Source organism: Paenibacillus koleovorans NBRC 103111 (assembly GCF_004000845.1).
GTDB classification, from domain to species: Bacteria; Bacillota; Bacilli; order Paenibacillales; family NBRC-103111; genus Paenibacillus_AA; species Paenibacillus_AA koleovorans.
Genome location: NZ_BIMA01000024.1, coordinates 1 through 24084, shown reverse-complemented (window position 1 = coordinate 24084; position 24084 = coordinate 1). Strand labels below are relative to the sequence as shown.

23 protein-coding genes and 2 pseudogenes are annotated in these 24084 nt (G+C 57.9%); 7 read left to right on the top strand and 18 right to left on the bottom strand.

Annotated elements, in window-relative coordinates:
* Positions 1-47: 47 nt before the first annotated feature.
* A complete protein-coding gene (locus PKO02S_RS10580) occupies positions 48-944 on the top strand; it encodes a LysR family transcriptional regulator (RefSeq protein ID WP_127582312.1) in 897 nt (298 codons plus the stop codon).
* Positions 945-1012: 68 nt separating this feature from the next.
* Here the strand turns inward: PKO02S_RS10580 and PKO02S_RS10575 are convergent, their stop codons facing one another.
* The 4 genes and pseudogenes from PKO02S_RS10575 to uptA form a co-directional block, all read right to left on the bottom strand.
* Positions 1013-1639: an MBL fold metallo-hydrolase gene (locus PKO02S_RS10575; RefSeq protein WP_127582309.1), complete on the bottom strand. Its 627-nt coding sequence runs from the start codon at positions 1637-1639 to the stop codon at positions 1013-1015.
* A gap of 17 nt (positions 1640-1656) precedes the next feature.
* Complete coding sequence (locus tag PKO02S_RS10570; protein WP_127582306.1) at positions 1657-2226, bottom strand: thioredoxin family protein; 570 nt, start codon at positions 2224-2226, stop codon at positions 1657-1659.
* Positions 2227-2325: 99 nt separating this feature from the next.
* Positions 2326-2802 (bottom strand): annotated as a pseudogene (locus tag PKO02S_RS33205) (nuclease-related domain-containing protein); the annotation flags it as partial.
* Positions 2803-2847: 45 nt separating this feature from the next.
* Positions 2848-3450 (bottom strand): annotated as a pseudogene (uptA, locus tag PKO02S_RS33200) (undecaprenyl phosphate transporter UptA); the annotation flags it as partial.
* Positions 3451-3637: 187 nt separating this feature from the next.
* On the opposite strand from uptA, the gene PKO02S_RS10560 reads away from it, so the two are divergent.
* Together PKO02S_RS10560 and PKO02S_RS10555 are read left to right on the top strand one after the other, a co-directional pair.
* A complete protein-coding gene (locus tag PKO02S_RS10560; RefSeq protein ID WP_127582303.1) occupies positions 3638-4084 on the top strand; it encodes a cupredoxin domain-containing protein in 447 nt (148 codons plus the stop codon).
* A gap of 66 nt (positions 4085-4150) precedes the next feature.
* Positions 4151-4462, top strand: coding sequence for a dehydrogenase (locus tag PKO02S_RS10555; protein WP_127582300.1), 312 nt, complete (start codon positions 4151-4153; stop codon positions 4460-4462).
* 121 nt (positions 4463-4583) lie between these two features.
* Here PKO02S_RS10555 and PKO02S_RS10550 read toward each other — a convergent pair whose 3' ends face one another.
* The 7 genes from PKO02S_RS10550 to map form a co-directional block, all read right to left on the bottom strand.
* Positions 4584-5348: a Rossmann-fold NAD(P)-binding domain-containing protein gene (locus PKO02S_RS10550; RefSeq protein ID WP_127582297.1), complete on the bottom strand. Its 765-nt coding sequence runs from the start codon at positions 5346-5348 to the stop codon at positions 4584-4586.
* 29 nt (positions 5349-5377) lie between these two features.
* The gene (locus PKO02S_RS10545; RefSeq protein WP_127582295.1) at positions 5378-7228 is read right to left on the bottom strand and encodes a sensor domain-containing diguanylate cyclase; all 1851 of its coding nucleotides are present in this window, start codon (positions 7226-7228) and stop codon (positions 5378-5380) included.
* 80 nt (positions 7229-7308) lie between these two features.
* Complete coding sequence (locus PKO02S_RS10540) at positions 7309-9093, bottom strand: B12-binding domain-containing radical SAM protein (protein ID WP_127582291.1); 1785 nt, start codon at positions 9091-9093, stop codon at positions 7309-7311.
* Positions 9094-9245: 152 nt separating this feature from the next.
* Positions 9246-9497, bottom strand: a complete 252-nt coding sequence (locus PKO02S_RS10535) for a hypothetical protein (RefSeq protein WP_127582289.1) — start codon at positions 9495-9497, stop codon at positions 9246-9248.
* A 143-nt stretch (positions 9498-9640) separates the two neighbouring features.
* Positions 9641-10765, bottom strand: coding sequence for an ABC transporter permease (locus tag PKO02S_RS10530; RefSeq protein ID WP_127582286.1), 1125 nt, complete (start codon positions 10763-10765; stop codon positions 9641-9643).
* Positions 10762-11754: an ABC transporter ATP-binding protein gene (locus PKO02S_RS10525; RefSeq protein ID WP_246066913.1), complete on the bottom strand. Its 993-nt coding sequence runs from the start codon at positions 11752-11754 to the stop codon at positions 10762-10764. Before PKO02S_RS10525 ends, PKO02S_RS10530 begins: the two co-directional genes overlap by 4 nt.
* 1040 nt (positions 11755-12794) lie before the next feature.
* Positions 12795-13550, bottom strand: a complete 756-nt coding sequence (gene map, locus PKO02S_RS10520; RefSeq protein ID WP_127582443.1) for a type I methionyl aminopeptidase — start codon at positions 13548-13550, stop codon at positions 12795-12797.
* Between the two features lie 154 nt (positions 13551-13704).
* Between map and PKO02S_RS10515 the strand changes: the two genes are divergently transcribed.
* Positions 13705-14763, top strand: coding sequence for an acyltransferase (locus PKO02S_RS10515; protein WP_127582284.1), 1059 nt, complete (start codon positions 13705-13707; stop codon positions 14761-14763).
* A gap of 253 nt (positions 14764-15016) precedes the next feature.
* Here PKO02S_RS10515 and chrA read toward each other — a convergent pair whose 3' ends face one another.
* From chrA to PKO02S_RS10485, 6 genes are all read right to left on the bottom strand, one after another.
* Complete coding sequence (chrA, locus tag PKO02S_RS10510) at positions 15017-16207, bottom strand: chromate efflux transporter (protein ID WP_127582280.1); 1191 nt, start codon at positions 16205-16207, stop codon at positions 15017-15019.
* Between the two features lie 131 nt (positions 16208-16338).
* Positions 16339-16737, bottom strand: coding sequence for a LysM peptidoglycan-binding domain-containing protein (locus PKO02S_RS10505; protein WP_127582277.1), 399 nt, complete (start codon positions 16735-16737; stop codon positions 16339-16341).
* A 157-nt stretch (positions 16738-16894) separates the two neighbouring features.
* Positions 16895-17266, bottom strand: coding sequence for a DUF4383 domain-containing protein (locus tag PKO02S_RS10500; RefSeq protein ID WP_127582274.1), 372 nt, complete (start codon positions 17264-17266; stop codon positions 16895-16897).
* Positions 17267-17394: 128 nt separating this feature from the next.
* The gene (locus tag PKO02S_RS10495) at positions 17395-18204 is read right to left on the bottom strand and encodes a thiamine diphosphokinase (protein WP_127582271.1); all 810 of its coding nucleotides are present in this window, start codon (positions 18202-18204) and stop codon (positions 17395-17397) included.
* Positions 18173-18826: a YigZ family protein gene (locus tag PKO02S_RS10490; RefSeq protein WP_127582269.1), complete on the bottom strand. Its 654-nt coding sequence runs from the start codon at positions 18824-18826 to the stop codon at positions 18173-18175. Before PKO02S_RS10490 ends, PKO02S_RS10495 begins: the two co-directional genes overlap by 32 nt.
* Positions 18827-18872: 46 nt before the next feature.
* Positions 18873-20228, bottom strand: coding sequence for a glucose-6-phosphate isomerase (locus tag PKO02S_RS10485; RefSeq protein WP_127582266.1), 1356 nt, complete (start codon positions 20226-20228; stop codon positions 18873-18875).
* 184 nt (positions 20229-20412) lie between these two features.
* Between PKO02S_RS10485 and PKO02S_RS10480 the strand changes: the two genes are divergently transcribed.
* Positions 20413-21741: an NAD(P)-binding domain-containing protein gene (locus PKO02S_RS10480; RefSeq protein WP_127582263.1), complete on the top strand. Its 1329-nt coding sequence runs from the start codon at positions 20413-20415 to the stop codon at positions 21739-21741.
* A gap of 130 nt (positions 21742-21871) precedes the next feature.
* On the opposite strand, the gene speD is transcribed toward PKO02S_RS10480, so the two are convergent.
* Positions 21872-22672: an adenosylmethionine decarboxylase gene (gene speD, locus PKO02S_RS10475; protein ID WP_127582440.1), complete on the bottom strand. Its 801-nt coding sequence runs from the start codon at positions 22670-22672 to the stop codon at positions 21872-21874.
* Between the two features lie 287 nt (positions 22673-22959).
* On the opposite strand from speD, the gene PKO02S_RS32315 reads away from it, so the two are divergent.
* Together PKO02S_RS32315 and PKO02S_RS10470 are read left to right on the top strand one after the other, a co-directional pair.
* Positions 22960-23115 carry a hypothetical protein gene (locus tag PKO02S_RS32315; RefSeq protein WP_164821382.1) on the top strand — a complete coding sequence of 52 codons (156 nt, stop codon included), beginning with the start codon at positions 22960-22962 and terminating at the stop codon, positions 23113-23115.
* A gap of 180 nt (positions 23116-23295) precedes the next feature.
* The gene (locus PKO02S_RS10470) at positions 23296-24036 is read left to right on the top strand and encodes a MarR family transcriptional regulator (RefSeq protein ID WP_127582260.1); all 741 of its coding nucleotides are present in this window, start codon (positions 23296-23298) and stop codon (positions 24034-24036) included.
* Positions 24037-24084 lie beyond the last annotated feature (48 nt).

Sequence of the window (24084 nt, the reverse complement as noted above, 5' to 3'; positions counted from 1 at the left end):
ATAAAATTAAAATTTTGTATTCATTCCATAGAGAGGATTAATGTCTGATGAGTACAATGGATTATTACAAAGTATTCTACCAAGCGGCGCTGAGCGGCAGCCTGACAAAAGCGGCGCAAGAGCTGTACATCACCCAGCCGAGCGCCAGCTACGCGATCAAACAGCTGGAAGAGCAATTGGGCGTTCGGCTGCTGGAGCGAAAGGCGAAGGGCGTGGAGCTGACCGGCGAAGGCCAGGCGCTGTTTCACTTCGTGGAGCAGGCGTACCGGCTGCTGCAGGCGGGGGAGCGCAAAATCGGAGAGATGAAGACGTTTGCCTCCGGGGTTGTGAGGCTGGGAGCCAGCGACTCGTTGTGCAAGCATTTCGCCCTGCCGTTCCTGGAGCGATTCCGCAGGGCTCACCCCGGCATCCGCATCCTGCTTTCTCACGGGAAAAGCGCCGAACTCACTTCACGGCTCGTGAAACGTGAGATCGACTGCGCAATCGTCCATCTACCGGCGGAGGACGGGGCCCATGTGAATGTCCTCGCCTCACGCGAGCTGGAGAGCTGTTTTATCGCAGGCCCGGCCCTAGCGCGACAGCTTGGGAATGGTCCGATTTCGCTCGCCGAGCTCATCCGGCATCCGTTCGTCACCCTCTCGGCTCATAGCCGGACTAGCGCCTATCTCCATGCGCTGCTGCACAGCTACGGCCTCTCGCTCGTCCCGGACATCGAACTCGGCAGCGTCGACCTGCTCCTCGAGTTCGTGCGCAGGGACATGGGAGTCGCCCTCACGACCCGTGAGTTCGTGGTGGAAGAGCTCGCCGACGGCCGACTGTTCGAGCTGCGCGCGGTGGAGCTGATTCCCGCTAGATCCATCGGTGTCGTTACGATGCCCGAGGGGGCACAGTCTCATGCGGCCGCGTTGTTCTCGCTGGAGCTGGCGGACTTTCTCTGTAAATAGCGGCACGCCGCCGCTCGACAAAAAATCGGACTGGAGCCAACTGCTCCAGTCCGATTCCCACCAACCAGTCAAACATAGGGATTATGCTCGCGCTCATACCCGATCGTCGTCTTGCCGCCGTGGCCGGGGTAGACGACAACGTCGTCGGCCAGCTCGAACAGCTTGCCGTGGATCGTCTCCAGCAGCACCCGCTCGCTGCCGCCCGTCAGATCGGTCCGGCCAACCGACAGCCGGAACAGCACATCGCCGCTGAACAAATACTTGTTCGCGTACAGAAAGCTCACACTCCCGGGCGAATGCCCCGGCGTGTGGAACACCTGCAGCCGCTCGCCGAGCACCTCGAGCGTCATACCCTCGTCCAGTGCATAGTCCGCCGGCTCGCTCTCGATCAGAGCCCCAAGCTCCGGCCACCGTGCCGATCCGTTCTTGCGCGCATCCGTCAGCCAGTCGGCCTCCGCATCGTGCAAGTAAACCGGGCAGCCCTTCCACTTGCGAATCTCGTCCACGCCGCCGATGTGATCGAAATGCGCGTGGGTGAGCAGAATCGCCTCGATCTGCATCCCCTCGATGCGCTTCAGAAGCGGCTTCGGGTTCATCCCCGGGTCGATGACGACGCCGCGGCTCCCGTCCTCCGTGCTGAGCAAGTACGCATTCGTCTGAACCGGTCCCAGCTCGAATTTCTCAATCTTCAGCATAGCGCCTCCCGCAACATTCAGAACTGCGACAGCAGCTCCCGCAGCTCGCGAACGATCACTTGCTGATAAGCCGTGCCTTCCCCGTATTGCGCCATCATCTCGGTGCGGGCCACCTTGATCTTCTCGTCGTAGTCCGGTGCATGGCGGTCCGGGTTCGCTTGCTTGAACGCCGTCATAACGGCCTGGACATGCTTCGGACGCGGTCCCCATTGGCCCAGCACGAAACCGCCGGTGTCCACGAAGATCACGATCGGAATCGCCCGTCCGCCCATCGTCAGGAATTGATCCATAGTTTCCGTGTGCTCTTCCATGATCAGCACTTCAACCGGAATACCCGAATTCTCCAGCGCGCGGAACACGACAGGCACGTTGCGCACGACGTCGCCGCACCAGTCCGAAGCCAGAATCAAGCAGCGCAAGTCATCCCGGTTGCTGAGCGATTCGTAGAAGCTCTTGTCAACCTCGCTTCCCCACTCAAAGCCGCTCTGCAGCTCATGGAACCGCTCCTGGTTCTTCGTCATCGCCTCGACGAACTGCGAAGGCGTCAAGCCTTTGCCAATTTTGGCCGACAAGTTGTTGGTGCTCATCGTATGTACCCTCCCGGTCGGGCAAGTCCAGAAGACCGCCCTAATATTGAATTCCATCCTTCTATATTAGCAAAATCCGACCGTCTGCACCAATCGCCACTACCGAACCGGCTTGCTGCGGTTCTCGATCTGCTTCGCAATCTCGGCGACCTGCTCCTGGCTTAGCGGATGCTTCGGCTTAGAAGCCTGGATGTACGCCACCAGCTGATCCGGCTTCATCGCTGCGAACGCCGGGCTCTTGCCGATCAGGCGCACCTCCGGGTGCGGGTACAGCAAAATGCCGACGACGTCGGCCTGCAGCTGCTGCTCCCGCAGCAGCTCCTTCAGCGCGAACTCGTGACGGTACAGCTGCGCCGTCGGATCCTCGCCCGGCTTGGCCGCGCCCGCTTCGCCTACCGAGAGCGCCGCGTCCGCAGGCTCCGCCAAATACACATTGCCCGTGCTCCACTTCGTGTCGACGTGGAACACCCCGTTCGGCCCGACCACAACGTGGTCGATCGACTGCGAGGAGCTGCTCGAGCGAACCGTCAGCGTGTTCAGCACGCGATAATCGGCGCCGAGCGACCGCAGCTTTTGAGCCGTATGCTGCTTCTCGGAAGTCTCGTAGCCTTGGCTATAAGACTTCTTTTTGCCGCGCTTCCATAGCTTGTACGCCACGTACAGCACGATTGCCGCAATCGCCGCATACATGAGCCAGTGCACATAAGGCGCCGCTTTCTCATCGATCGTTTTCCAATTTTCGCCCAGCGTCTTACCTAGGTACACGAAAAGAATCGACCAAGGGATAATAGCCAGCGTCGTCAATATCGTAAATTTCATCAATGGCATCCGCACGATTCCCGCCGGGATCGAGATCGCATGGCGTACGACCGGGATGAAACGAGCCGTGAAGATCACGCCGGTCCCATATTTATTGAACCAATCCTCGGAGACGTCGATGTGATGCTTGGTGATGAAAATATATTTGCCGTACCTTTCCAGAAACGGCCTGCCGCCGTAACGCCCGATCCAATACACGAAAATCTGCGCAATAACGCCGCCGATGACGCCGAACAGCACCGCCATCCAGAAGTTGATATCGCCCGTAGACACGAGATATCCGCCGAACGCGAGTACGATTTCACTCGGAATAATTTCGATCATCAAACCCAGCATAATGCCCCAATGCCCGAGATGCGTGATCCAGGACATGACCGAATCGACGATTTGGTGAAGGAAATCCATCATAACGTTAGCAAGCCTACTTTCCTATGAAATAAATTGCTTCCAGAGCCTACATGTATTCTACCATAATTATCCCCCACCCAGCATCCGGCCCAGTCATGAGGCGACAAGCCCCCGCATAAGTAATAGGAGGAAGGACAGGCCGCATCGCCAGCGCCTGATCATACCGAGAAGGAGATCAAGTCCGATGACCAAATTCTATGTCATTCACCGCAAGCATCTGATCCTGACGCTCGGCATCGCCATATTGGCAGCCGCCGCCATCCTGTACTTCCAGCGCAACGAGCTGCGCGCGGCAACCGGAGCGATGCGGGAGGAACGCGTCATCCACCTGGTGACCGGCGAGTTCAACGCCACGATGCCGGACGGAACGAAGCTCGAAGCTTACCGCTGGGATCCCGGGACGATCTACGTCGACAAGGGCGAGAAGGTGAAGCTGAGCATCCGCGGCGTGAACGGCGCCAGCCACCCCTTTATCATCGAAGGCACCCAAATCAAGGGTGAGGTCAAACAAGGGAAAGAAACGATCGTCCCGCTCCAAATTGAAAAAGAAGGCGTATACCGCATCATCTGCCTCACCCACCCCGACATGAACCATAACGGACCGATGATCGGATACATTGTCGTCGACTAGCCTCTGCCGAGTAGCCTATCGTCTCCCTGCTGCATAATGTGGTACGGAGAGGATGTGACCCGAAGCGTGCAACCGACAAACGAGAAGCATAAAAACGCTTTACCGACGCTGCGCAAGCTCAGACGGGCCTGCAACAACGAATTGTACCGGACGGTGAAGCGGATGAAAATATGGATTCCCCCCGCCCAGCTCGTAGCCGCCGAAGACTTGTACCTGAAAAAAGTAGTGCTGAACCTGCAGTTCATCGTCGACAACGGCAGCAACCGCAAGCTGCTCTGCGATTGGTGGGACGAGAATGTCTGCTCCGAAATCGCCGAGCTGTGGAATGTCGAACAGGCTCACCTGTCCAGGCATTTCCGGGACGCTTTCGGCGGGTGACCTTGAAACCACGGCAGCACACGCACCAAAAGAGAAAGCTCCTTCTCCACCCGAGCGGAGGCCGGATCAACCGGCTCGCGCATCGGCGGGAGACGGAGCTTTTTTAGAAGCTGCCTATCGGCTAGCGAGAGAACCACGCGCGTGCAAGCGCTGCAATTTGATCCGACTCGAACACGATCGTCGCAGACTCACCTTCACCCACACCGACATCAAACCCGGCTGTCGCCGCCGCAGTCATCCCCTGCGCCACGGCCAAGCCTTCGATCGGCTTGTACTTCGCCAGCGGGCCTCGCAGCAGCAGGTTCATCAGCGGCGCCAGAGCAACGGCGATACGTTCGCCGGTGCGGTGCTCCTCCCGCTCCCCGAGCAGGAGCGACGGACGGAAGATGCGCAGCGCCTGCAACTCGAGCGCGCGCAGCTCCCGCTCGACCTCGCCCTTCACCCGGTTGTAGAAAATCCGCGAACGCGCATCCGCCCCCATCGCCGTCACGATCAGGAACCTCGCGGCGCTGAACTGCGAAGCCAGACGCCCGAGCTCCAGCGGATACTCATAGTCGACCAGCCGGAACTCAGCTTGCGAGCCGGCTTTCTTGATCGTCGTGCCGAGCGCGCAGTACACGTCTGCGTCGGTCAACACCTCTGAGCCGTCGGGAAACGCTTCCGTCAGCCGATTGAAGTCAATCACCCGCTGCTCGAGCGGTACCGGCGACTTGCTCGCCAGAACCTCGGCAGGCAGAGGTCGGCGGGTCAGCACGATCACTCGGCTATACACGGCCCGCTGCTGCTGCAGCAACCGGACCAACTGCGTCCCGATCAAACCCGTAGACCCGGCTATTACCGCCACACGCTGCCGCCCAAGCCGCTCTTCGCGACCTCTACCACTCACATTCGGCTCCTCCTATCTAACCGTCGGCCTCAATCGCCGCCGTCTCCACCGTCGCCTGAGGGCTTCCCAGATGCCTCCGAACCTTGTGAAGGAGCATCCCCGTCTCCGGCGGCACCTTCTTTCCCGTCCGAAGCCTCTTTCGAGCCCTTGCTCTTCTCCTTGCTCTCACTCGCAGGAAGCCGATCCTGCCCTCGCCTGCGGCTATACCCGGGCTCCGCCTGCAACGGATCGGAGTCCGCCTCCTCCAGCTCGTCGCTCTCCGCCACGACCCGGTTGCGGCCGCGATGCTTCGCCTTGTATAACGCCTTGTCGGCGCGCTCGATCATATCCTCCAGCACGTTCGTGCCGAACTTGCGGGTGCGGCTGTTCTGCGTGACGCCGATGCTGACGCTGATCCGGATCGTGAACGAATCTTCCCGGTACGGGGAGTTCTCGATCCAAGCGCGGATCCGCTCAGCCAGCTCCTGACCTTGCTGCAGGTCGCAATTCATCGCCAGCACGACGAACTCCTCGCCGCCATAACGCGCGACGACATCGGATGTGCGGACGCAGCCGATCAGCACCGTCGCGATATGCCGCAGCACCCGGTCGCCGACGAGATGGCCGTATCGATCGTTAATCGATTTGAAGTAGTCGGCATCGATCAGCAGAATGCAGCACGGGCTGCCCGCCCGCATCGCCGCCATCTGCATTTTGTTCCCCTCGTTCATCAGGAACCGGCGGTTGTACACTTCGGTCAGATGGTCGATGACAGCCGATTCTTCGAGAAGCACTACAGTGGATTTCAATTTTTCCGACATCACATTGAAATTCTCGGACAGCTCCCGAAGCTCGGCCGGTGCAGAATTGATCAAGCTCTGGTCGATCTGGTGCCCATAGTGGCCTTCCCGAATATGCTTCGTCCCTTGGCGCAAATGCTCGATCAGCATCTCCATCTTGCTCGTCAAGCCGATGGCGATCACGTAGCTTACCATCAAGACGATCAATGTAATCGCGAACATGAGCTTGATCAACGTGTAATAGGGCTCGAATACTTCCACATGCGGAATCTCGGCTACCAGTATCCACGACCGATCCGGCGTCCAGGCGAAAGCCCCGAACACCTTCACCCCTTCCAGATTCCGATAAGCCGATTTCTCCTGCCGACCGGCAAGGGCACGCTCCAGGACGGCAGTATCGAACTTGCGGCCCAGAGCCGTAGCTGTCGAAACCGGGGTGGTCGCAGCCACCGAATCGGTCCCGGTCAGCAAGTATCCTTCAAAGTTCAAGATATACGTATCGACCGAGGATCTCGGCTGAATCTCCCTGATCAAGCGGATCAGCAGCTCCAGGCTTACCTCCGCGGCTACGACGCCTTGGAATTGTTCGCCTCTCATCACGGGCACCGCGAAGACAACAACCGATTCGCCGACGTTGCGCTTCTCGATCAGCTCGGATATATACTCCTTCTTCGTGCTCTGTACCTGATAAAAATAATCGCGGTTCGCCATACTGGTACCTACAGCTCCGCCAATACTCCACCTAACGACACCAGAGGCATCCGCAAAGGAGACCGACCGGAATTCCATCTGAGCTTCTAACAGGTTCTCAAGCTCGGTTTTGACTCGCGCCTTGTCAGCCTGAATATCGAAGGAGGTATAGAGCGCAGCCAGATTGCGAACGTCCACCAACCGCTCCCGCTTCCACCTGTCAATGAACCGGCTTTGCAGCTCGACAGTCTCTTGCAGGTAGACCGCCGTTTCATCTTCCTTAATCTTATACACAAGAAAAGACAAGGAGAGCACGATGAGCAAGCTCATCGCCACAATGAGCGCCCCCACCCAGAATCGAACGCGACCCTTAAAGGTAGAAATACGAAACAAATGTCGAATTGGTTTCACGATAGGCGACTCACCCTCTCCTGCGTCGGCTCACTAGGTTGGTTCTGGAAAACGGGGCGATGCGGGCATTCCGCCGAGCGCTATTGGACCGTAACGGCGCTCTTGAAGCCGCTGTCCAGAGGCGCTGCGAAGATGCGGGAAGCGGAACGGGAATCCGGCTCGAAATAAGCGATCAGCAGCGACGGGTTGGCGGAATCGATCGCGCCGGTCGTCAAGTAAGCATGGAGATCGAAGGGCACCGTTTCCAAATACGCATGTTTGTGCAAATCTTTCTCCTCCAGACCGAGCTGCGCGAAGCTCTTATCTTCCACACAGTCGGGGGCTTCGGCGATCGCGCGAAACCATCCCGTTTGCTCGCTCTTCGACAAGGACACAGCCCACCACGTTTTCCGCGGCTTGTACTTATGATTCAGGAAATAATCGAGCTTCAGCAGCCCTGCAACAACATCCATTCCAGGCGTCCCTCGATACTCGAGAAATGACAGCAGCCGTGTGAACAAATCCTCCAGCTGATGCCCGATGCGCTGCCACCCTTGAGTTTCCCAGTAGTCGCCGAACGTTTGGAAAAAATCGAAAGGCGATTCGAAATGCTCGCGGATCAAATAACCGACCGTATGATCCATCCGGTGAGCATTCCAGTATTTCTCGAGCACATCCTCCACCCGCTTGATTCGCACTATGTCCGAAAACGGCAGAATCCGGTTGCCCAAAATCTCATAGGGGGCGTTGTCCATGTAGACATATCCGTATTTGTCCGCATCGTGGCGAAGTCCGGTACCGCGCAGCATTTTCAGGAACCCGAGCTGCAGCTCCTCCGGCCCCAGGGCGAACACGTCGTTGAACGTCTTGCGGAATGAGTCGTAATCTTCCTCGGGCAGCCCGGCGATCAAGTCCAGATGCTGGTCGATCTTGCCGCTTTGCTTCACCTTGGTCACCGTGCGCGTCAGCTTGGCGAAATTTTGCCGGCGCTTCACGAGCTCGTTGGTTGCGTCATTAGTAGATTGTACGCCGATCTCGAACCGGAAAATGCCGGGTGGAGCGTGTTCCGCCAAATAATCCAGCACCTCGGGACGCATGATGTCAGCCGTAATCTCGAACTGAAAGACGCAAGAGCCGCCGTGGTTGGCGATCAGAAACTCAAAAATTTCCATCGCATAGTCCCGCTTAATATTGAACGTCCGGTCTACGAATTTGATCAATTTCGCTCCGGAATGTATCAAGTGAAGCAGATCGGCTTTCGTCCGCTCCATGTCAAAGTAGCGAACCCCAACCTCGATGCTGGACAAGCAGAACTGGCAGCTGAACGGGCAACCGCGGCTCGTCTCGAAATAAACGACCCGGTTGGCTAATGCAGGGTAATCCTCTTCAAACCGGTGAGGGGATGGAATCGCAGCAAGATCCAGCTTGGGCCGTCCGGGATTGATCACAACCTCTCCCTTGGACCTGTATGCGAGACCGAATACGAAATGAAACTTCCGCTCGTCCCGAAGCTCCCGCAGCAAATGAAGAAACGTCTCTTCTCCTTCACCTATTACGATAAAATCGACCTCCGGCACCCGCTCCATCCAATACGCCGTATCGTAGGAAACCTCAGGCCCGCCCAAGACGATTTTCAGCTCCGGTTTAATTTTTTTTAACATCCTCACTACTTGTATCGTCTCTTCGATATTCCAAATATAGCACGAAAAGCCGAGAACCTCGGGATTTTTAAGAAAAAGATCGGAAACGATGTTCATCGCCGGATCTTTGATCGTATATTCGACCATTGCCACGTCGAATTCCTCGCCGCAGAACGCTTTCAGGTAGCGCAGGGCGAGGCATGTATGAATATATTTCGCGTTTAAGCTCGATACGACAACGTTCATGTGACTCAACCTTCTTCGGGGATTTGCCGTGCCATTCTCATTCTACATGGAAACCCGCCGCAATACAAAAGAAACCAGCCCCAGCCTTGTCACAGACAATGTCATGGACAAGGATTGGACTGGCTGACGGGTGCTATGCCCCGGTGCTTCGATCATTGCAAGGCGGCGGCCAATTCCTCGGATGCGGTCACGGACGGGTCCAGCGCCGGATCCAGATACGCCATCGGCACCGACTCCAGCTCTACCCGCTCGGGCTCCAGCCATTTCTCGGCCTGCAGCAGCATATGACGCTCGACAAGCTCCTTGCGGTGCAGCAGCAGCCTGGCGTCTCCCTCGGTTTCCGCTATCATCGTTTTGAGCCGCTTGCGCTCTTCCATCCATTTGGTCAACTGGTACAAAATCATCCGTTCCACTCCTTCCCGTTCTGCTTCTCATTGTACTAGGCGAACATGAACGCAGCATTAGCGGAAGATTAGCGGGACATTAACATTTCATGACAAATGCGTTAACGGCCTCCTTGTTTATTATTGCCAACTATCGGCGGAAGCTACTCCCACTTGAACGTAAATGTCGAAATCAAGAAGGCCGCTACCATCCAGACGCTGAGCAGCAGCGCCTCGTTCCACAAATCGCCGATGCCGGCCCCTACATTCATCACCTGGCGAAGCGCCGTCGACAAATGGGCGATCGGGAGCAGCTTGACGATGACTTGTACGATTTCCGGCATGTTCTTGATCGGGAAAAATACGCCGCCGACGAACAGCATCGGGAAGGAAATGAACCCGGCGATCGGTCCCGCGCTCTCCGGCGTCTTGGCGAGACCGGCGATGATGAAGCCGATCGACATGAACGTAAGCGTGCCAAGCACGACGAACAGGAATAAGAGGAGCCAGGAGCCATTTACTTGCGTTCCGAAAAAGAGAGAGCCGATGACCAGCACGATGAGCGCCTGCAGGCTGTTCATGACGAGCCGCGCCGTAATCTGGGCGGCGATGAACGTGCCGGAGCGAAGCGTCGTGCTCTGCATGCGCCGCAGAATGCCGCGTTCCCGCCAGGAAGCAATCTGGCCTGCGACTCCGTTCAGGTTGTTGGACATGATCATCATCGCGAGAATGCCCGGCACGAGGAAATCAATGTATTCCAGGTGCAGCGACTCCACCGCGAACGCCTCGACGGCGACGACCGGCTTGTAGTTCGCGAGCTTCTTGCTGACGGCGTCGACCTCCTCGGAGAGCAGCGTAAGGGCGAGCTGCGACATCGTCATATTCGTCTCGTCATAATGCGCTTCGACCATCGCCGCCGCTTCCGACGAGGCGCTGCCCTTGCCTGGCCCGATGTGCTGCTGGAGACTGGCGTCATACCCGTGCCGGATAATCGCAACAATCTGCACATCGCCTTCCTTGAGCGCTTTCAGGGCATCCGTCCGGTTATCGGCGGACTCGAAGTCGATCAGATGATCTTGCGACATCAACGTATGCATAAGCTCCGCCGATGCCGTCGTCCGGTCCTCGTCGATGACGATGCCGCTCAGCGAGACGCCTCCGTTCTTACCCATGAAGGAGCCGAGCATGACCATGAAGAACACCGGGAACAGCAGCGTCCAGAACAGCACCTGCCGATTGCGCCCGAACAGACGGAGCTGAGCCAGCGTTAGTTGGATATAAGCTTTCATGCTTCCCTCAGACTCCTTCCCGTCATGTGGATGAAGACGTCTTCGAGCGTAGCGGTGCGGGTGTGCAAGTCGGTGAAGCTATACCCGCGCTCCTCCGCGCGGCGGACCCAATCGGTGAGCGTCTGCTGCAGCGAGTCCGTGTACATGACGTAAACCTCCACGCGCTGCTCCACTTCCTTCACGCCGGCCAGACCGCGCAGCACTTCGAGCACCGCCTCGCGCTGCTCGGGAGCCGTCGACTCGGTCTCCAGGTCCGGCAGGCGGAACTCGACGGCGCTCTCCGACTGCAGGCTGCGGACGAGCCGCTCCGGCGTGTCGAGGGCGATGACCTGGCCGCGGTCCATCAGGCAGATGCGGTCGCACAGCACATGCGCTTCGTCCATGTAATGCGTGCTGAGCACAACCGTCTTGCCCCGCGCCTTCAAGCTCAGCACGATGTCCCAGAGCGTGCGCCGCGCCTGGGGATCGAGACCCGTCGTAGGCTCGTCCAGGAACACGACCTCCGGGTCGTTCACAAGCGCAAGCGCGATGGCGAGCCGTTGCTTCTGCCCGCCGGACAAGTTCCGCACGCGGTCGTCCTTTTTCTCTTCCAGAATCATATCCTTGAGGAGCGGATTGATCGGCACGGAATATGGGTAAAAGCTGGCATACATCCGCACGATCTCCTTTACCTTGAGCAAATCGAATAAGGACGTGGACTGCAGCTGCACGCCGATGACCCGCTTCACATGCTGCAATTCCGTTTGCGTATCGTAGCCTGCGATCCGAGCGACGCCCCCGTCAGGCTTGCGAAGCCCTTCCATCATTTCCATCGTCGTCGTCTTGCCGGCGCCGTTGGGCCCGAGCAGACCGAACACTTCGCCCCGGCGCACCTCGAAGCTCACACCGCCTACTGCAGTGAACTCTCCATATCGTTTCACGAGCCCTTGCACTTGAATGACCGGCCCGTCTGTTTGTTTGACCGCTTCCATCGGATCTGCCTTCGCCATCCTACGCCTCCTGTCCGTACCGCTGTCCATGGGTACGCCTTCCATTATAGCACGAATGGCGGAATGCTTTCTTCTAACCAAACGCTCCCTACCCGCCGGACTCGCCATCGGTTATAGTAAGGTTAATCTCGTCAGAAAGGAGTGTGATGCAATTTGGCACAGACGAATAGGGTGGTTGTCCTGTAGCAGGGTTCTGGCTTCGGCCAACCACCCGCTGGGACGGAAAGGAGGCCTCGAGAGAGGTCTCCTTTTTCAACATATCAGAAAGGTGCCCTCCGTCCTACGCGCCAACTAAACACAACCGCCAAAAAATGGACCGGTGATTGTTCCGATCCGGGTTTCTTATAGAGCGCATGAAAAGGCAGTATACGCTCTAGTCCGACTTTTTCGGACTGTGTGTCAGAAGCGGAGGGGGAATCGGTCTCAAGTCCGAATTTTCCCATTTGCGGAGCTGTTTCCGCACACTCCCTCTGGAAAACGACGGTTTTCAGAAAAAACGGAACGCCAAGAACGAAAGCAGAAGCGAAGAGGGCGGGAAGAGGGAGTGGAGAAGCGAAGCGTCCGTCTCCCACAGCGTGGCCCAACAACGACTAAACCTCGGAACCCCTCTTCCTGCCCCAATGCTGTCAGGTTAGGGACTCCAACAGCGGCGAGTATGCGGACCATACGGCCCTTATTTGTGAACAAAATGGCTATTTTACGGGGTAAGCGGACATACGATGCGTTATTGGGGCCAAAAGTGAGGTTTTGAGGGGGCGAAAGGGCAAATAAGCGCATCTGTGTCCGCCAATCCAACCCTCAAGCTACTTTAGGATGAAATAAGGGCTTCTGTGTCCGCTCCGAGCTCGGCCTGACGAAACACCCGCCCCCTTTCCCTTCAAATAGCTCCATCCACTAAAAGCAGAGCGAGTGTGCTTATTGTCCTTAACCTGACAACATTGCTTCCTGCCCTCCCCACGCACCAACTGAACACTTATGCCAGAGGACCGTCCGCCAGGACGGTTTTTCTTTATTGTATTTAGCTTCAGGGCGTTCTTCGCTCAGTCGCCTTGATCGGTCAGAATGACCGGACCGTCCTCCGTAATCGCGATCGTATGCTCGTACTGGGCGCACAGGCTACCGTCCATCGTCCGCGCGGTCCAGCCGTCGGCATCGATGAACGTCTCGTAGGTGCCGGTCGTCAGCATCGGCTCGATAGTCAGCACCATGCCCGGCTTCAGCCGCATCCCTTTGCCCGGTTTGCCGAAATGCAGCACCGTCGGCTCCTCATGCATGTATTGCCCGATGCCGTGGCCCGTGAAGTTGCGGACGACCCCGTAGCCATGCGCCTCCGCGAACGACTGGATGATGTGGCCGATATCGCCCAGCCGATTGCCCACAACCGCTTGCCGGATCCCCAAATACAACGCCGCCTTCGTCACCTCCAGCAGCTTTTTCGCTTGCTCGGATACCCCGCTGCCGACCTGATACGACCAAGCCGAATCCGCCAGCCAGCCGTCCTTGTTCACGACCATGTCGATCGTGACGATATCGCCGTCCTCGAGCGGCCGGTCGTCCGGGAAGCCGTGGCAGATCACATCGTTGACGGACGCGCAGGTCGCGAACGGGTAGCCGTGATAGCCCTTTTGCTCCGGCTTCGTGCCGTGGTCCAGCATAAACTGCTCGGCGAACCGGTCGAGCTCGGCCGTCGTCACGCCCGGCTTGATGCGGCTGCGCAGCTCGCGGTGGCAGGCGGCCAGCACGCCGCCGGCGCTACGCATCGCCTCGATTTGCGCGGCGGTTTTCAATTCCAGCATTCTGGACATACTCGCGATTAGCCTCCTTTGTTTGAAACGCGCGAATTGTTTCCGTTGCAGCCCCTCAACCTGTTGCTGCCACGTGGTCATCTGCATTTTTTTCAAGTATACTATTGACAGTCCTTACATACCAAACGAAGGGTAGACATTCAAAGTGAGAAAACCGAAGCTGTTCGAGCTGGACCTCGTTCGCGCCGTCGCGATCGCCGCTGTCCTGCTCATCCACGCCACTGCATCCGCCACCGTGGACATTCCTTTCACCAGCCGAGCTCAGGTGCTTTATGACGTCGTCAACAAGCTGAGCTATTTCGCTGTCTTCCTTTTCATCCTGCTTAGCGGCGTCGTGCTGTTCTACAGCTACATGGACAACTGGAAGCTCAGCAGCATCCTAACGTTTTACCGGAAACGGCTGCAGTATATTTTGATCCCCTACTTGATCTGGTCGTTCTTCTACTACTTGTTCTACCCTGCGATTACCCCGGACTGGGGCGTCGAGCTTGACTGGATGAAATTTCTGAGTGACATTCGCTGGGGAGACACGAGCTACCATTTATATTTTATGATTATCATTATGCAGTTCTACTTGGTCTTTCCACTGCTCGTGACAATTGCAAAATATTGGGGCTTGTTCCGCCGCTATTTGTGGGTGTTCGGGGTGTTGATTCAGGTAGGCGCCTATCTGTTCCACACATATGTCCATCCGATTGATCACCGCGTGACGCTGTTCCCGACATACATCGGGCTGTTCTGCATCGGCGGTTCGATCGGCATGTACTATAGCGGCTTCATCATGTGGCTGAACCGCAATGTCTGGTGGGTGACCGCGGCGACTGTAGCTTTAGGGTCCATCTTCACCGGACTGAGCATCCTCGGCAGGCACGGCATCGTGTACAGTCAGCATCTGTTCGAGCTGTTGTTCAACTTGTACGCTGTCGGCGTGGCCGCGAGCTTCATCTGGATCGGCCGGCATCTGCTGGAGACGTCGCCTCGATTGTCCGGCATGCTGTCGTCGATGGGCGCGAATTCGTTCGGCATTTACTTTATTCATCCGGCCCTGCTGTACGTGTGGATGTCGTATGTGGTCGCCTCGCCGATGAGCTTCCAGTATCACGGGGTTGTCGTGGGTGGCTTGCTGGTCATCTTCACGATTCCGTGGCTGATCGTCGCGATTCTGAAGCGGGTGCCGGGGAGCTGGATTTTGTTCGGGAAGTGACGGGGATTTCGGGTTGAGTCGGGTTGAGTTGGGTTGAGTTGGGTTGAGTTGGGTTGAGTTATGCTGAGTTATGCTGAGTTATGCTGAGTTATGCTGAGTTATGCTGAGTTATGCTGAGTTATGCTGAGTGGAGTTGGAACTGAAGAAAGTAGCGATATGCCGTATATGCCGTAGCGTTTATTTGAATTTGCTGATGGCTGACTGCCTCCATTCTACTGAAAAAACCGCCGATTGGCGGTTTTTTCAGTTCGCTTTACAGCGCAACTGCCTGCAGCAGCATGCCCCCGGCCGCTCCGGCGACCACGGCGAGCCATGGAGGGAGCCGCCAGAAGGCGACCATCAGGAATAGCACGAGCGCGAGAGCCAGATCGGTCGGGCTCCGTACGCCCGACGTCCAGAGGGGGTCGTACAGCGCCGCGAGCAGCAGGCCGACCACGGCCGCATTCATGCCGGCGAGCGCGCCTTGCACCTTGGGGCTGCGGCGGAGCACGCCCCAGAACGGAAGTACGCCATAGAGCAGCAAGATGGACGGCAGGAAAACGGCCGCCGTCGCTAGCAGCGCGTACGGAATGCCGCCCGTCACCGCGCCTAAGTAGGCGGCGAACGTAAACAGCGGCCCCGGCATCGCCTGCGTGAGGCCGTAGCCGGCGAGGAAGCTGCCGCTGTCGACCCAGCCGTTCGGCACGACTTCCCGCTCGAGCAGCGGCAGCACGACATGCCCGCCGCCGAAGACGAGCGAGCCCGTGCGGTAGAACGCGTCGAACACGGCCAGCCACTCGCCGGGCGCCACGCGGCTGAGCAGCGGCAGCCCCACGAGCAGCGCGAAGAATAGCACGAGGCACACCGTGGCGAACAGCCGGCCGATCGGCATCGGCAGCTCGGGCGAGTCCGCGATCGCCTTCCGCCTGTACAAGGCGTAGCCGATCACCCCTGCCGCTGCTAGCAGGGCGACTTGGGTCCAAGCGGACTCGACGAGCAGCAGCAGGACGGCAGTCAGCAGCGCGATCGTCACCCGCTGGGCGTCCGGAGCCAGCTTGCGGCCCATGCCCCACACGGCATGGGCGACGATGGCGACGGCGGCAAGGTGGAGGCCGTGCACCCAGCCGGCGCCGCCGACATCCGCGCCGCGGATGAGTAGTGCGGCGAGGACGAGCACCGCCACCGACGGCGCCGTGAAGCCGAGCCAGGCGGCCAGTCCGCCGAGCAGACCGCCGCGGAAGACGCCGACGCCGATGCCGACCTTGCTGCTCGCCGCGCCGGGCAAGAATTGGCAGAGCGTCACTAGCTCCGCGTAGGACTGCTCATCCAGCCATTTGCGCTTGCGAACGTACTCCTCATGGAAGTAACCCAAGTGGGCGATCGGTCCACCGAACGAGGTGAGCCCGAGCTTGGTGGCGACGAGCCATATTTCGACCAGCCTTCTCACCGTTATATCCTTATGCATAAAGGAGAACTCCTTCGTACTAATATTGTATCAAAAGCTGCTGCGATCCCGATGAAGTCTCCCTTATCATAGTTCATTAGGCGATGGAGAGCCACTTTATGAAGATATTGTTAAGCTCGCCCTTCCTCTTTCTATCTGGGCTGCGGATAGGGCTGCAGACGGTCCACCCGCTGCTCTAGATTGATCAGTCTTCCGCGCAACCGGTCCACCTCGTTCTCCAGCCGATTCACCCGCTGATTCAGACGCTGGATCTCGTTCTGCTGGGCGGCGTTCTGCTGCTCGAGTCGAGCTATGCGCTGCTGCAGCGCGAAGTTCTGTACCGGAAACCCCGGACCGCCCGGACCCGGACCTGGAAAACCTGGACCAGGACCCGGACCGGGGAACAAAGACCGAGGCAGGACGATCGTCTGTCCCACATAAAGAGGATCCGCCTCGGTAAGCCCGTTCGCTTCTATAAGCTCCTCCACGCTAAGCCCGTTCCAGCTGGCGATCGAGTACAGGCTGTCGCCTGGGTTCACTACGTAATGCATGGCCATCCCTCCGACATGATGTATGGTTACTGCCGATACGGTAGTGTATGCCGCCTATAGGCGCTTTGCCCGGGACAAACGCCCATAACAAAACGAACCCCCGCTGCCGATCTCGGCGACGAAGGGTTCGTTTCTGCTTTCGTGGGATGCGACTCACTCAATTCATCTTGGACTTCAGCTTGATCGTCTGGATCGTCTGGGCGGCTGTAAAGCCGAGGTACAAGCCGATCACTCCGATGATCAGGTGAATCACGTTCTCGGCATTCTCCATGTGCATCAGCCCGAACATGTTCGGACTGACCATGCCCAGCAAGCCGAGCGCCACATACAGCACGCCGATGCTCTTGGCGAACCGGACGGCGTTGTCGTCGGTCCGCATCGCGGCAATGCCGATCGCCCCGAACACCAGGTGGATGATGTTGTGCGTGAGGTCGAAATGAATCATGCCGAACAGCTCTTTCATGAAAAAGCCGATGACGCCGAGCAGCAAAAACAACACTCCGACCACGCCCGCATACGCTTTTACCATATCCTTCTCCTCCTCCGTGAATGGTCCCGCATCGAGTAGAAACGTAGTTGATCTACTCTAACCATATGAACCTGTCCGCGAAAACAGTACAAGTTCATGGAGAAGGAACATCGACGGAAGCCCAAGCATCAGTCCCGGCTGCGTATGACGAGCAACTGGCCCTGCTCCAGCTCCACTCGGCCGATCGGATCGACCAGCACATTGCTGATGCCGAGCGACTGGCCGATCGCAAGCGTAGCCCGTTCCAGCGGATATAAGAACCCGCGCAGCGTGATGCCCCGCACCTCCGGGGTGAGCGGCAGCAGCGAGACGTTGGCGTATCGCCCGCGTTCGAGCTCGACGCATCGGTCGATCAGCTGCACCTCGTTGTAGGCGTCCACGATTCGGCAGACGACGCCGCGCGTCAGCCCTATGCGCAGCAGATGCACATTCGCCAGCGAGTGGTCGAAGCGAGTGCCCAGCGCACCCAGCAGCACGATCTCGCGAGGCACTGCGCCAGCCGGCAGCGGCCACTCCAGCGCCCGATGAAACGCCATCTCGGTGTCGGTGTAATCCTTCATAATCGGATCGCAGTCCTCGAATCGCACGCTGCCGCAACGAATCTCCTCCAGCTCGCCCTCGTCGACCGAGTCGAAGTCGCCGAGCGCCAAGTCCGGCCGCAAGCCGTGCCGTACGAGGAAAAGCGCGCCCTTGTCGGCGCCGATCAAGATGTCCCCGAGCCGCACCTCCTCCAGCGCCCACGAGCCGAGCGTGCCGCCGGTGAAGATCAGGATGCGCGGTTCGCCGGCTTCGACGAGGTCGGCCCGCGAACGGAGCGAAAGATCGATGACCGCCGAACTCCGCGGCGCACTCTCCAGCAAACCGTCGCCGGCAATCCCTCCAAATCCGCCGCCACCAGCCCGTTCGTCAGGGCTCCACCGCGGTCGGATCTTGCTCATGCTCCACATAGCGCGCCTCCCCCATGACGATTTCCCCTTGCCCTTGGGTCAAGTCGGTCATCCAAGCGGCGAACCGCTCTCGCTCCGCATATAGAGGCAAACAGACGAGCGTCACCTTGTCGGTGAATTCCGTCTCGTCCATCCACATCGCGCGGTTCCGCAGCTCGTTCTCCACCTTGCCGAGCCAAGTGTAATCGATCGACACCCGCACCTCCTGGTGCAGCGCCCGATACATCGGCTCCGCAGACGCGAGCCCCTCCACGGTGGCGTCCGTGTAAGCGCGGATCAAACCGCCCGCCCCCAGCATGATGCCGCCGAAGTAGCGGGTGACGACGACGCACACGTTCTTGAGCTGCTGGCGTTTGATCACCTCGAGCATCGGCTTGCCCGCTGTACCGCTCGGCTCCCCGTCGTCGGACGCTTTCTGGAACTGGTCCTTGTCCCCGACAACGTAGGCCGAGCAGTTATGATTGGCCGACCAATGCTCCTTCTTGATCCGCTCGATGAATTGCAGCGCCTCGTCCTCCGACTCCACCGGCAGCACATGGCCGATGAAGCGGGATTTCTTGATGACGATCTCCGCCGAATTCGAGCGTCGAACCGTTCGATACAACTCCAGCATCGGCGAATGCACCGTCCTTTCCACATTCCGAGCACATGCTAGCTGACTAATCGTTCAGCCGCGCCTCCAGCTCCGCCTTCTCTTTCTCGAAACCAGGTTTACCGAGCAACGCGAACATGTTCTTCTTATACGCCTCGACACCAGGCTGATCGAACGGATTGACCCCGAGCAAGTAGCCGCTGATACCGCAAGCTTTCTCGAAGAAATACACCATATACCCGAACGAGTAAGCCGAAATATCAGGCAGCGTCACGATCAGGTTCGGCACGCCGCCGTCGCTGTGCGCGAGCATCGTGCCCTGGAACGCCTTCTTGTTGACGAAGTCCATCGTATTGCCGGCCAGGAAGTTCAGCCCGTCCAAATTGTCGGCGTCCGTGCCGATCTCGATTTGGTGGGGCACATTCGCCACCTGGATGACGGTCTCGAACAAGTTGCGAGACCCTTCCTGGATGAACTGCCCCATGGAGTGCAAGTCCGCCGAGAAGTCGACGGATGCCGGGAACAGCCCTTTGCCGTCTTTGCCTTCGCTCTCGCCGTACAGCTGCTTCCACCATTCCGACACGTAATGAAGCGCAGGCTCGTAGTTGACGAGAATTTCGATCGCTTTGCCCTTCCGCAATAGTGCATTGCGGACAGCCGCGTATTGATAGCACTCGTTGCTGCCAAGATCCGGGCTCGAATACGCCGTCGCCGCATCCGCCGCGCCTTCCATCATTGCGCCGATATCAATACCCGCGGTAGCGATCGGCAGCAGGCCTACGGCAGTCAGTACCGAATACCGTCCGCCTACGTCGTCCGGGATGACAAACGTCTCATAACCCTCGGCGTCGGCCAGCTTCTTCAGCGCGCCCTTCGCTTGGTCCGTGGTCGCGAAGATGCGCTCACGAGCGCCTTCTTTACCGTACTTCGTCTCGAGCAGCTCGCGGAAAATGCGGAACGCAATCGCCGGCTCCGTCGTCGTCCCGGATTTCGAGATGACGTTGACGGAGATGTCCTTGCCCTCCAGCAGCTGCAATAGGTGCGTCACGTATGTAGAGCTGATGTTATTGCCTACGAAATAAATTTCGGGAGTAGTCCGTTTTTCCTTCGACAGCATATTATAGAAGGAGTGGGACAACATTTCGAGAGCCGCCCGCGCGCCCAGATAAGAGCCGCCGATCCCGATAACGACCAGCACGTCGGAATGGCCTTGAATCCGTTTGGCCGCTTGTTCGATGCGGGCGAATTCCTCTTTATCGTAATTTTTCGGCAGCTCGATCCAGCCCAGATAGTCGGAACCCGCTCCCGTCCCGTTGTGAAGCTGCTCGTGCGCGAGCCGTACCGGTTCCGCGAAATAATCGATTTCATGCTGCTGAACGAAGCCAAGCGCCTTGCTGTAATCAAAATGAAGCTTTTCTGTCATAATGAAACACCCCTCCATTTTTATTCAAAATGCCTTGCAAATTAGCATACTAGAATGGCCCCCGCAACACAAGTGAAAGAGTCGTTTCACAGCGACTGGAAGAAATGCTACAATGAGGTCTGTACGGTTTTTTGGGGTCTCGGTCTCCCTTGGGGGCATATTCGTACGGTTGAGGAGATGGAGTATGAAATCGATCGGATTTATCGGACTAGGTACGATGGGAGCCCCGATGGCGAAGAATTTGTTGCGCAAAGGATTTCCCGTTACAGTATACAATCGCTCGTTGGAAAAAGCGGAGGATTTGGTCGCGCTAGGCGCTACTGTGTCTACCACACCGGCTGAAGCGGCGCGAGATGCCGACGTGCTGATCACGATGCTTAGCAACGATACGGCGATTCGCCAAGTGTTCTACGACGCTTATGGCGTATTGGAAGGGCTTCACTCGGGTATGACGATTATCGACTGCAGCACCATTTCTCCTCACACGAGCAGGACGCTGTATGCCGAGCTCGGCGAACAAGGCGCTTTTTTCTTGGACGCTCCGGTCACGGGCAGCAAGCCGGCTGCGATGGACGGGACGCTGCTGTTCATGGTCGGCGGCGACGAGGATGTGCTGGCCTCGCAGGACGATGTGTTCCGGGCGATGGGCAGCCAGGTGATCTATATGGGCCCTGCCGGCTCCGGCTCCTACGCCAAGCTCGCGCACAATACGATGGTCGGCATCAATGCGCTTGGGTTTATCGAAGGAATGGCGCTGGCGGCCAAGGCGAACATTCATATGGAGAAGTTCTTAGCTATCGTTCTTGCTGGGAGCGCTTGCAGCCGACAGGCGGAGCTGAAGGGCGAGAAAATTCTCGACCGCAATTTCGACGTCCAGTTCTCGATGCAGCTGATGCACAAGGATTTGCGGATCGCCACTCAGCTCACCGACCTGCTTCAGCTCACGACGCCGATGCTCGGGATGGCCAAGAACATGTTCGAGATGGGGCTTAGCAAAGGGCTCGGGGAGCAAGATTTGAGCGCGGTCGTGCAAGTATACGAGGACTGGATGGGCGCCCCGATTCAGCGTTCCAAGGTGGAGTCGAACATTGAGGCCATTTTGCAGGCGGAGAGTTCATTCGTCGATCGTCGGAAGAGCATCCGGCTGATGATGGACATCCCGTTGCTGCTGTCGGTGTATCAGTGGGAGCAGGAAGGCGCGTTTTCCGGTCAAAATATCGCCGGCACGCTGTTCGACATCTCCGAGAGCGGGCTGCATATCGCCAGCTCCTTTCCGCTCGCGCAGGATATGTTCATTGTCATTCATTTTCCGCAGGAGGCGGATTTGCCGCCGATTACCGGACGCATTATCCGGATTCAGCCGGATGAGGACACGTTCCACTATGGCTGCATGCTGTCCGGCCTACCCCCTTCCACTCGCATCAAGCTGGAGGAGTACATTCGCAAGCAGCTGCAGCCCAAGGAGGAGCAAGTCGAGCAGGCGGAGTTGGCGGAGTCGGAAGCCTCGGAGTAAAAAGAGAAGAAGCCGCTTGTTCCCGGCCGGGGGCAGGCGGCTTTTTAGACGTTCGTTAAGTCAGTCAATCGTTGCTCGGCCATGTCGGGTATTAGCGGCCCGGTCGTCGGTTTCTCGGCTGGTAGCTCCATTAGTTCGCGGTGAAGGGCGCATCCATATTCGTCCCGTAGAACAGCTCATCCATCTCCCACTGGACGCTGCGGGTAATTTCCTTTTGCTCCTCGACGCTCAGCTGGTCCTTCGTGTACCCGAACAAATAATTGTTGAGATCGAAGGCGCGCAGCTTGCATTTCGTGTGGAAAATATGCTCCTGGTATACGTTCACGTCGATCATCTGGTAACGGTCGCGCACTTGATCGGGGATGTAGTTCTGAATGGAGCTGATCTCGTGGTCGATGAACAGCTTGTAGCCGCTCGTGTCGCGCGTGAAGCCCCGCACCCGGTAGTCGATTGTCATGATGTCGGCGTCGAACGAATGGATCAAGTAGTTCAGCGCCTTGAGCGGCGAAATTTCTCCGCAGGTAGACACGTCGATATCCGCGCGAAACGTGCTGATCCCCTCGTCCGGATGGTATTCGGGGTATGTATGCACGGTGATGTGGCTTTTGTCGAGGTGCATGACGACATGATCGGGCAGCGGTCCCGGCGACTCCTCGAACGACGAATCGGGCGCCTCCTCCACGGGCCCTTCGGACACCAGCATCGTGACGCTTGAGCCTTGCGGGATGTAGTCCTGCTTCGCCACGTTCAGCACATGCGCTCCGATAATGTCTGCGACGGCGTTCAGAATCTTGGTCAGCCGTTCGGCGTTGTACTGCTCGTCAATGTAAGCCAAGTATGCTTCGCGCTCCTCGCGCGTACGGGTGAAGCAGATGTCGTACATGTTGAAGCTGAGCGTCTTGGTCAAATTGTTGAAGCCATGCAAGGCGATGGCGGGTTTCGGTGTCGGTGTCGGCTCAGATGCTGGTGAAGTCTCAGATGCTGGTGCTGGTGTTGAGGCTGGCGTAGGCGCGAGATCTGGTGCAGGTGCAGATGGCGCAGATGCTGGTGCTGAAGCAGCACTAGGCGCGAGATCCGGTGCAGGTGAAGATGATGATGTCGCAGGTGAAGGTGATGATGGTGCTGAAGCAACAGTAGGCGCGCGATCTGGCGTAGGTGCAGGTGATGATGGTGCAGGTGTTGAAGTAGGAGTACGCGCGCGATCTGGCGTAGGTGCAGATGGTGCTGATGTTGGGGCAGGCGGAAGCGCGAGATCTGGTGCAGGTGATGATGGCGCAGATGCTGGTGCTGAAGCAGGAGTATGCGCTAGATCTGGCGCAGTTGCAGGTGATGATGTCAATGTCGGGTCCACGAGCGTTCTCCTTGGCGGGTTGATTTGGTTGCGATGGTTTATTTTCCCCGCGGCGGTTGCAAATGATACCATCGGCTTGTTACACTATTAGTTAGTACACCAGAACGAACACGCATGAAACGCGCGTAAAGCATACGCCGCTTGTCTCCATATTGGAGGTAGGCGGCTTTTTTATGGAGTTGGGAGACAGGAGGGTGTTTGGGATGACGGCATTAGAATCGGGAATGAGTTCGGGGAATCGAGAGTTAGGACGAGTGTTTGAGAAGGAGCTTCAACGGGAGTTTCAACTAGCCTTTGAGCGGCTGCTGCAGGAGCAGCGGGCGGAGGCGAGCGGGCAACGGCTGGAGATGCTGCATCGGGATTTGACCGGGACCCGAAAGCTGCTGGAGGTGGCGGTGTGGCCAGCGCTTAAGTCGCTGCAAGGTATTGTGCTGGAAAAGGAGTTAGTAACTAGCAACGGGGTGAAGGCTTACATCGATGCGTTTTATACGCCGCTATGGTTTGCTCTGGAGGCGAACGGGTATGTGTCGCATGTCGAGACCATTACACGCGAGCGGTACTCGTTCGAACAGATGAAGATCCGGTCCATCGGCGGGAAGCGGTTCGTGTACTTGCCTTTCAGCTGGGACGAGCTCGACAAGCGGCCCGATGCCTGCCTCCGCTCGTTCTACGAGCAGCTTGGACAGTATGGGGTGAACAAGAGGGTCGAGTTTATGCAATTGTCCGTGTACGAGCGGGAGGTGCTGCGGCTGTTGGTTTCTTCCCCGGAGGCGGTGCTGATTCAGGAGATTCGGGAGGTGTTGCAGGTCTGTAAGCCAACATGCCGTAAATTGCTTGTTCAGCTCCATCAAAAAGGGTTGATTCGGTCTGTTGGGGGTGGCGAACATCGTTTTCATCGATTCACGATAGAGGAAAAAGGACGAGAACTGGTGTTAGGTCGGTAGAGAAACCAGATCTGTCCTGCTCCCTGCGGCTCCCGAGCTCGAGTTAGT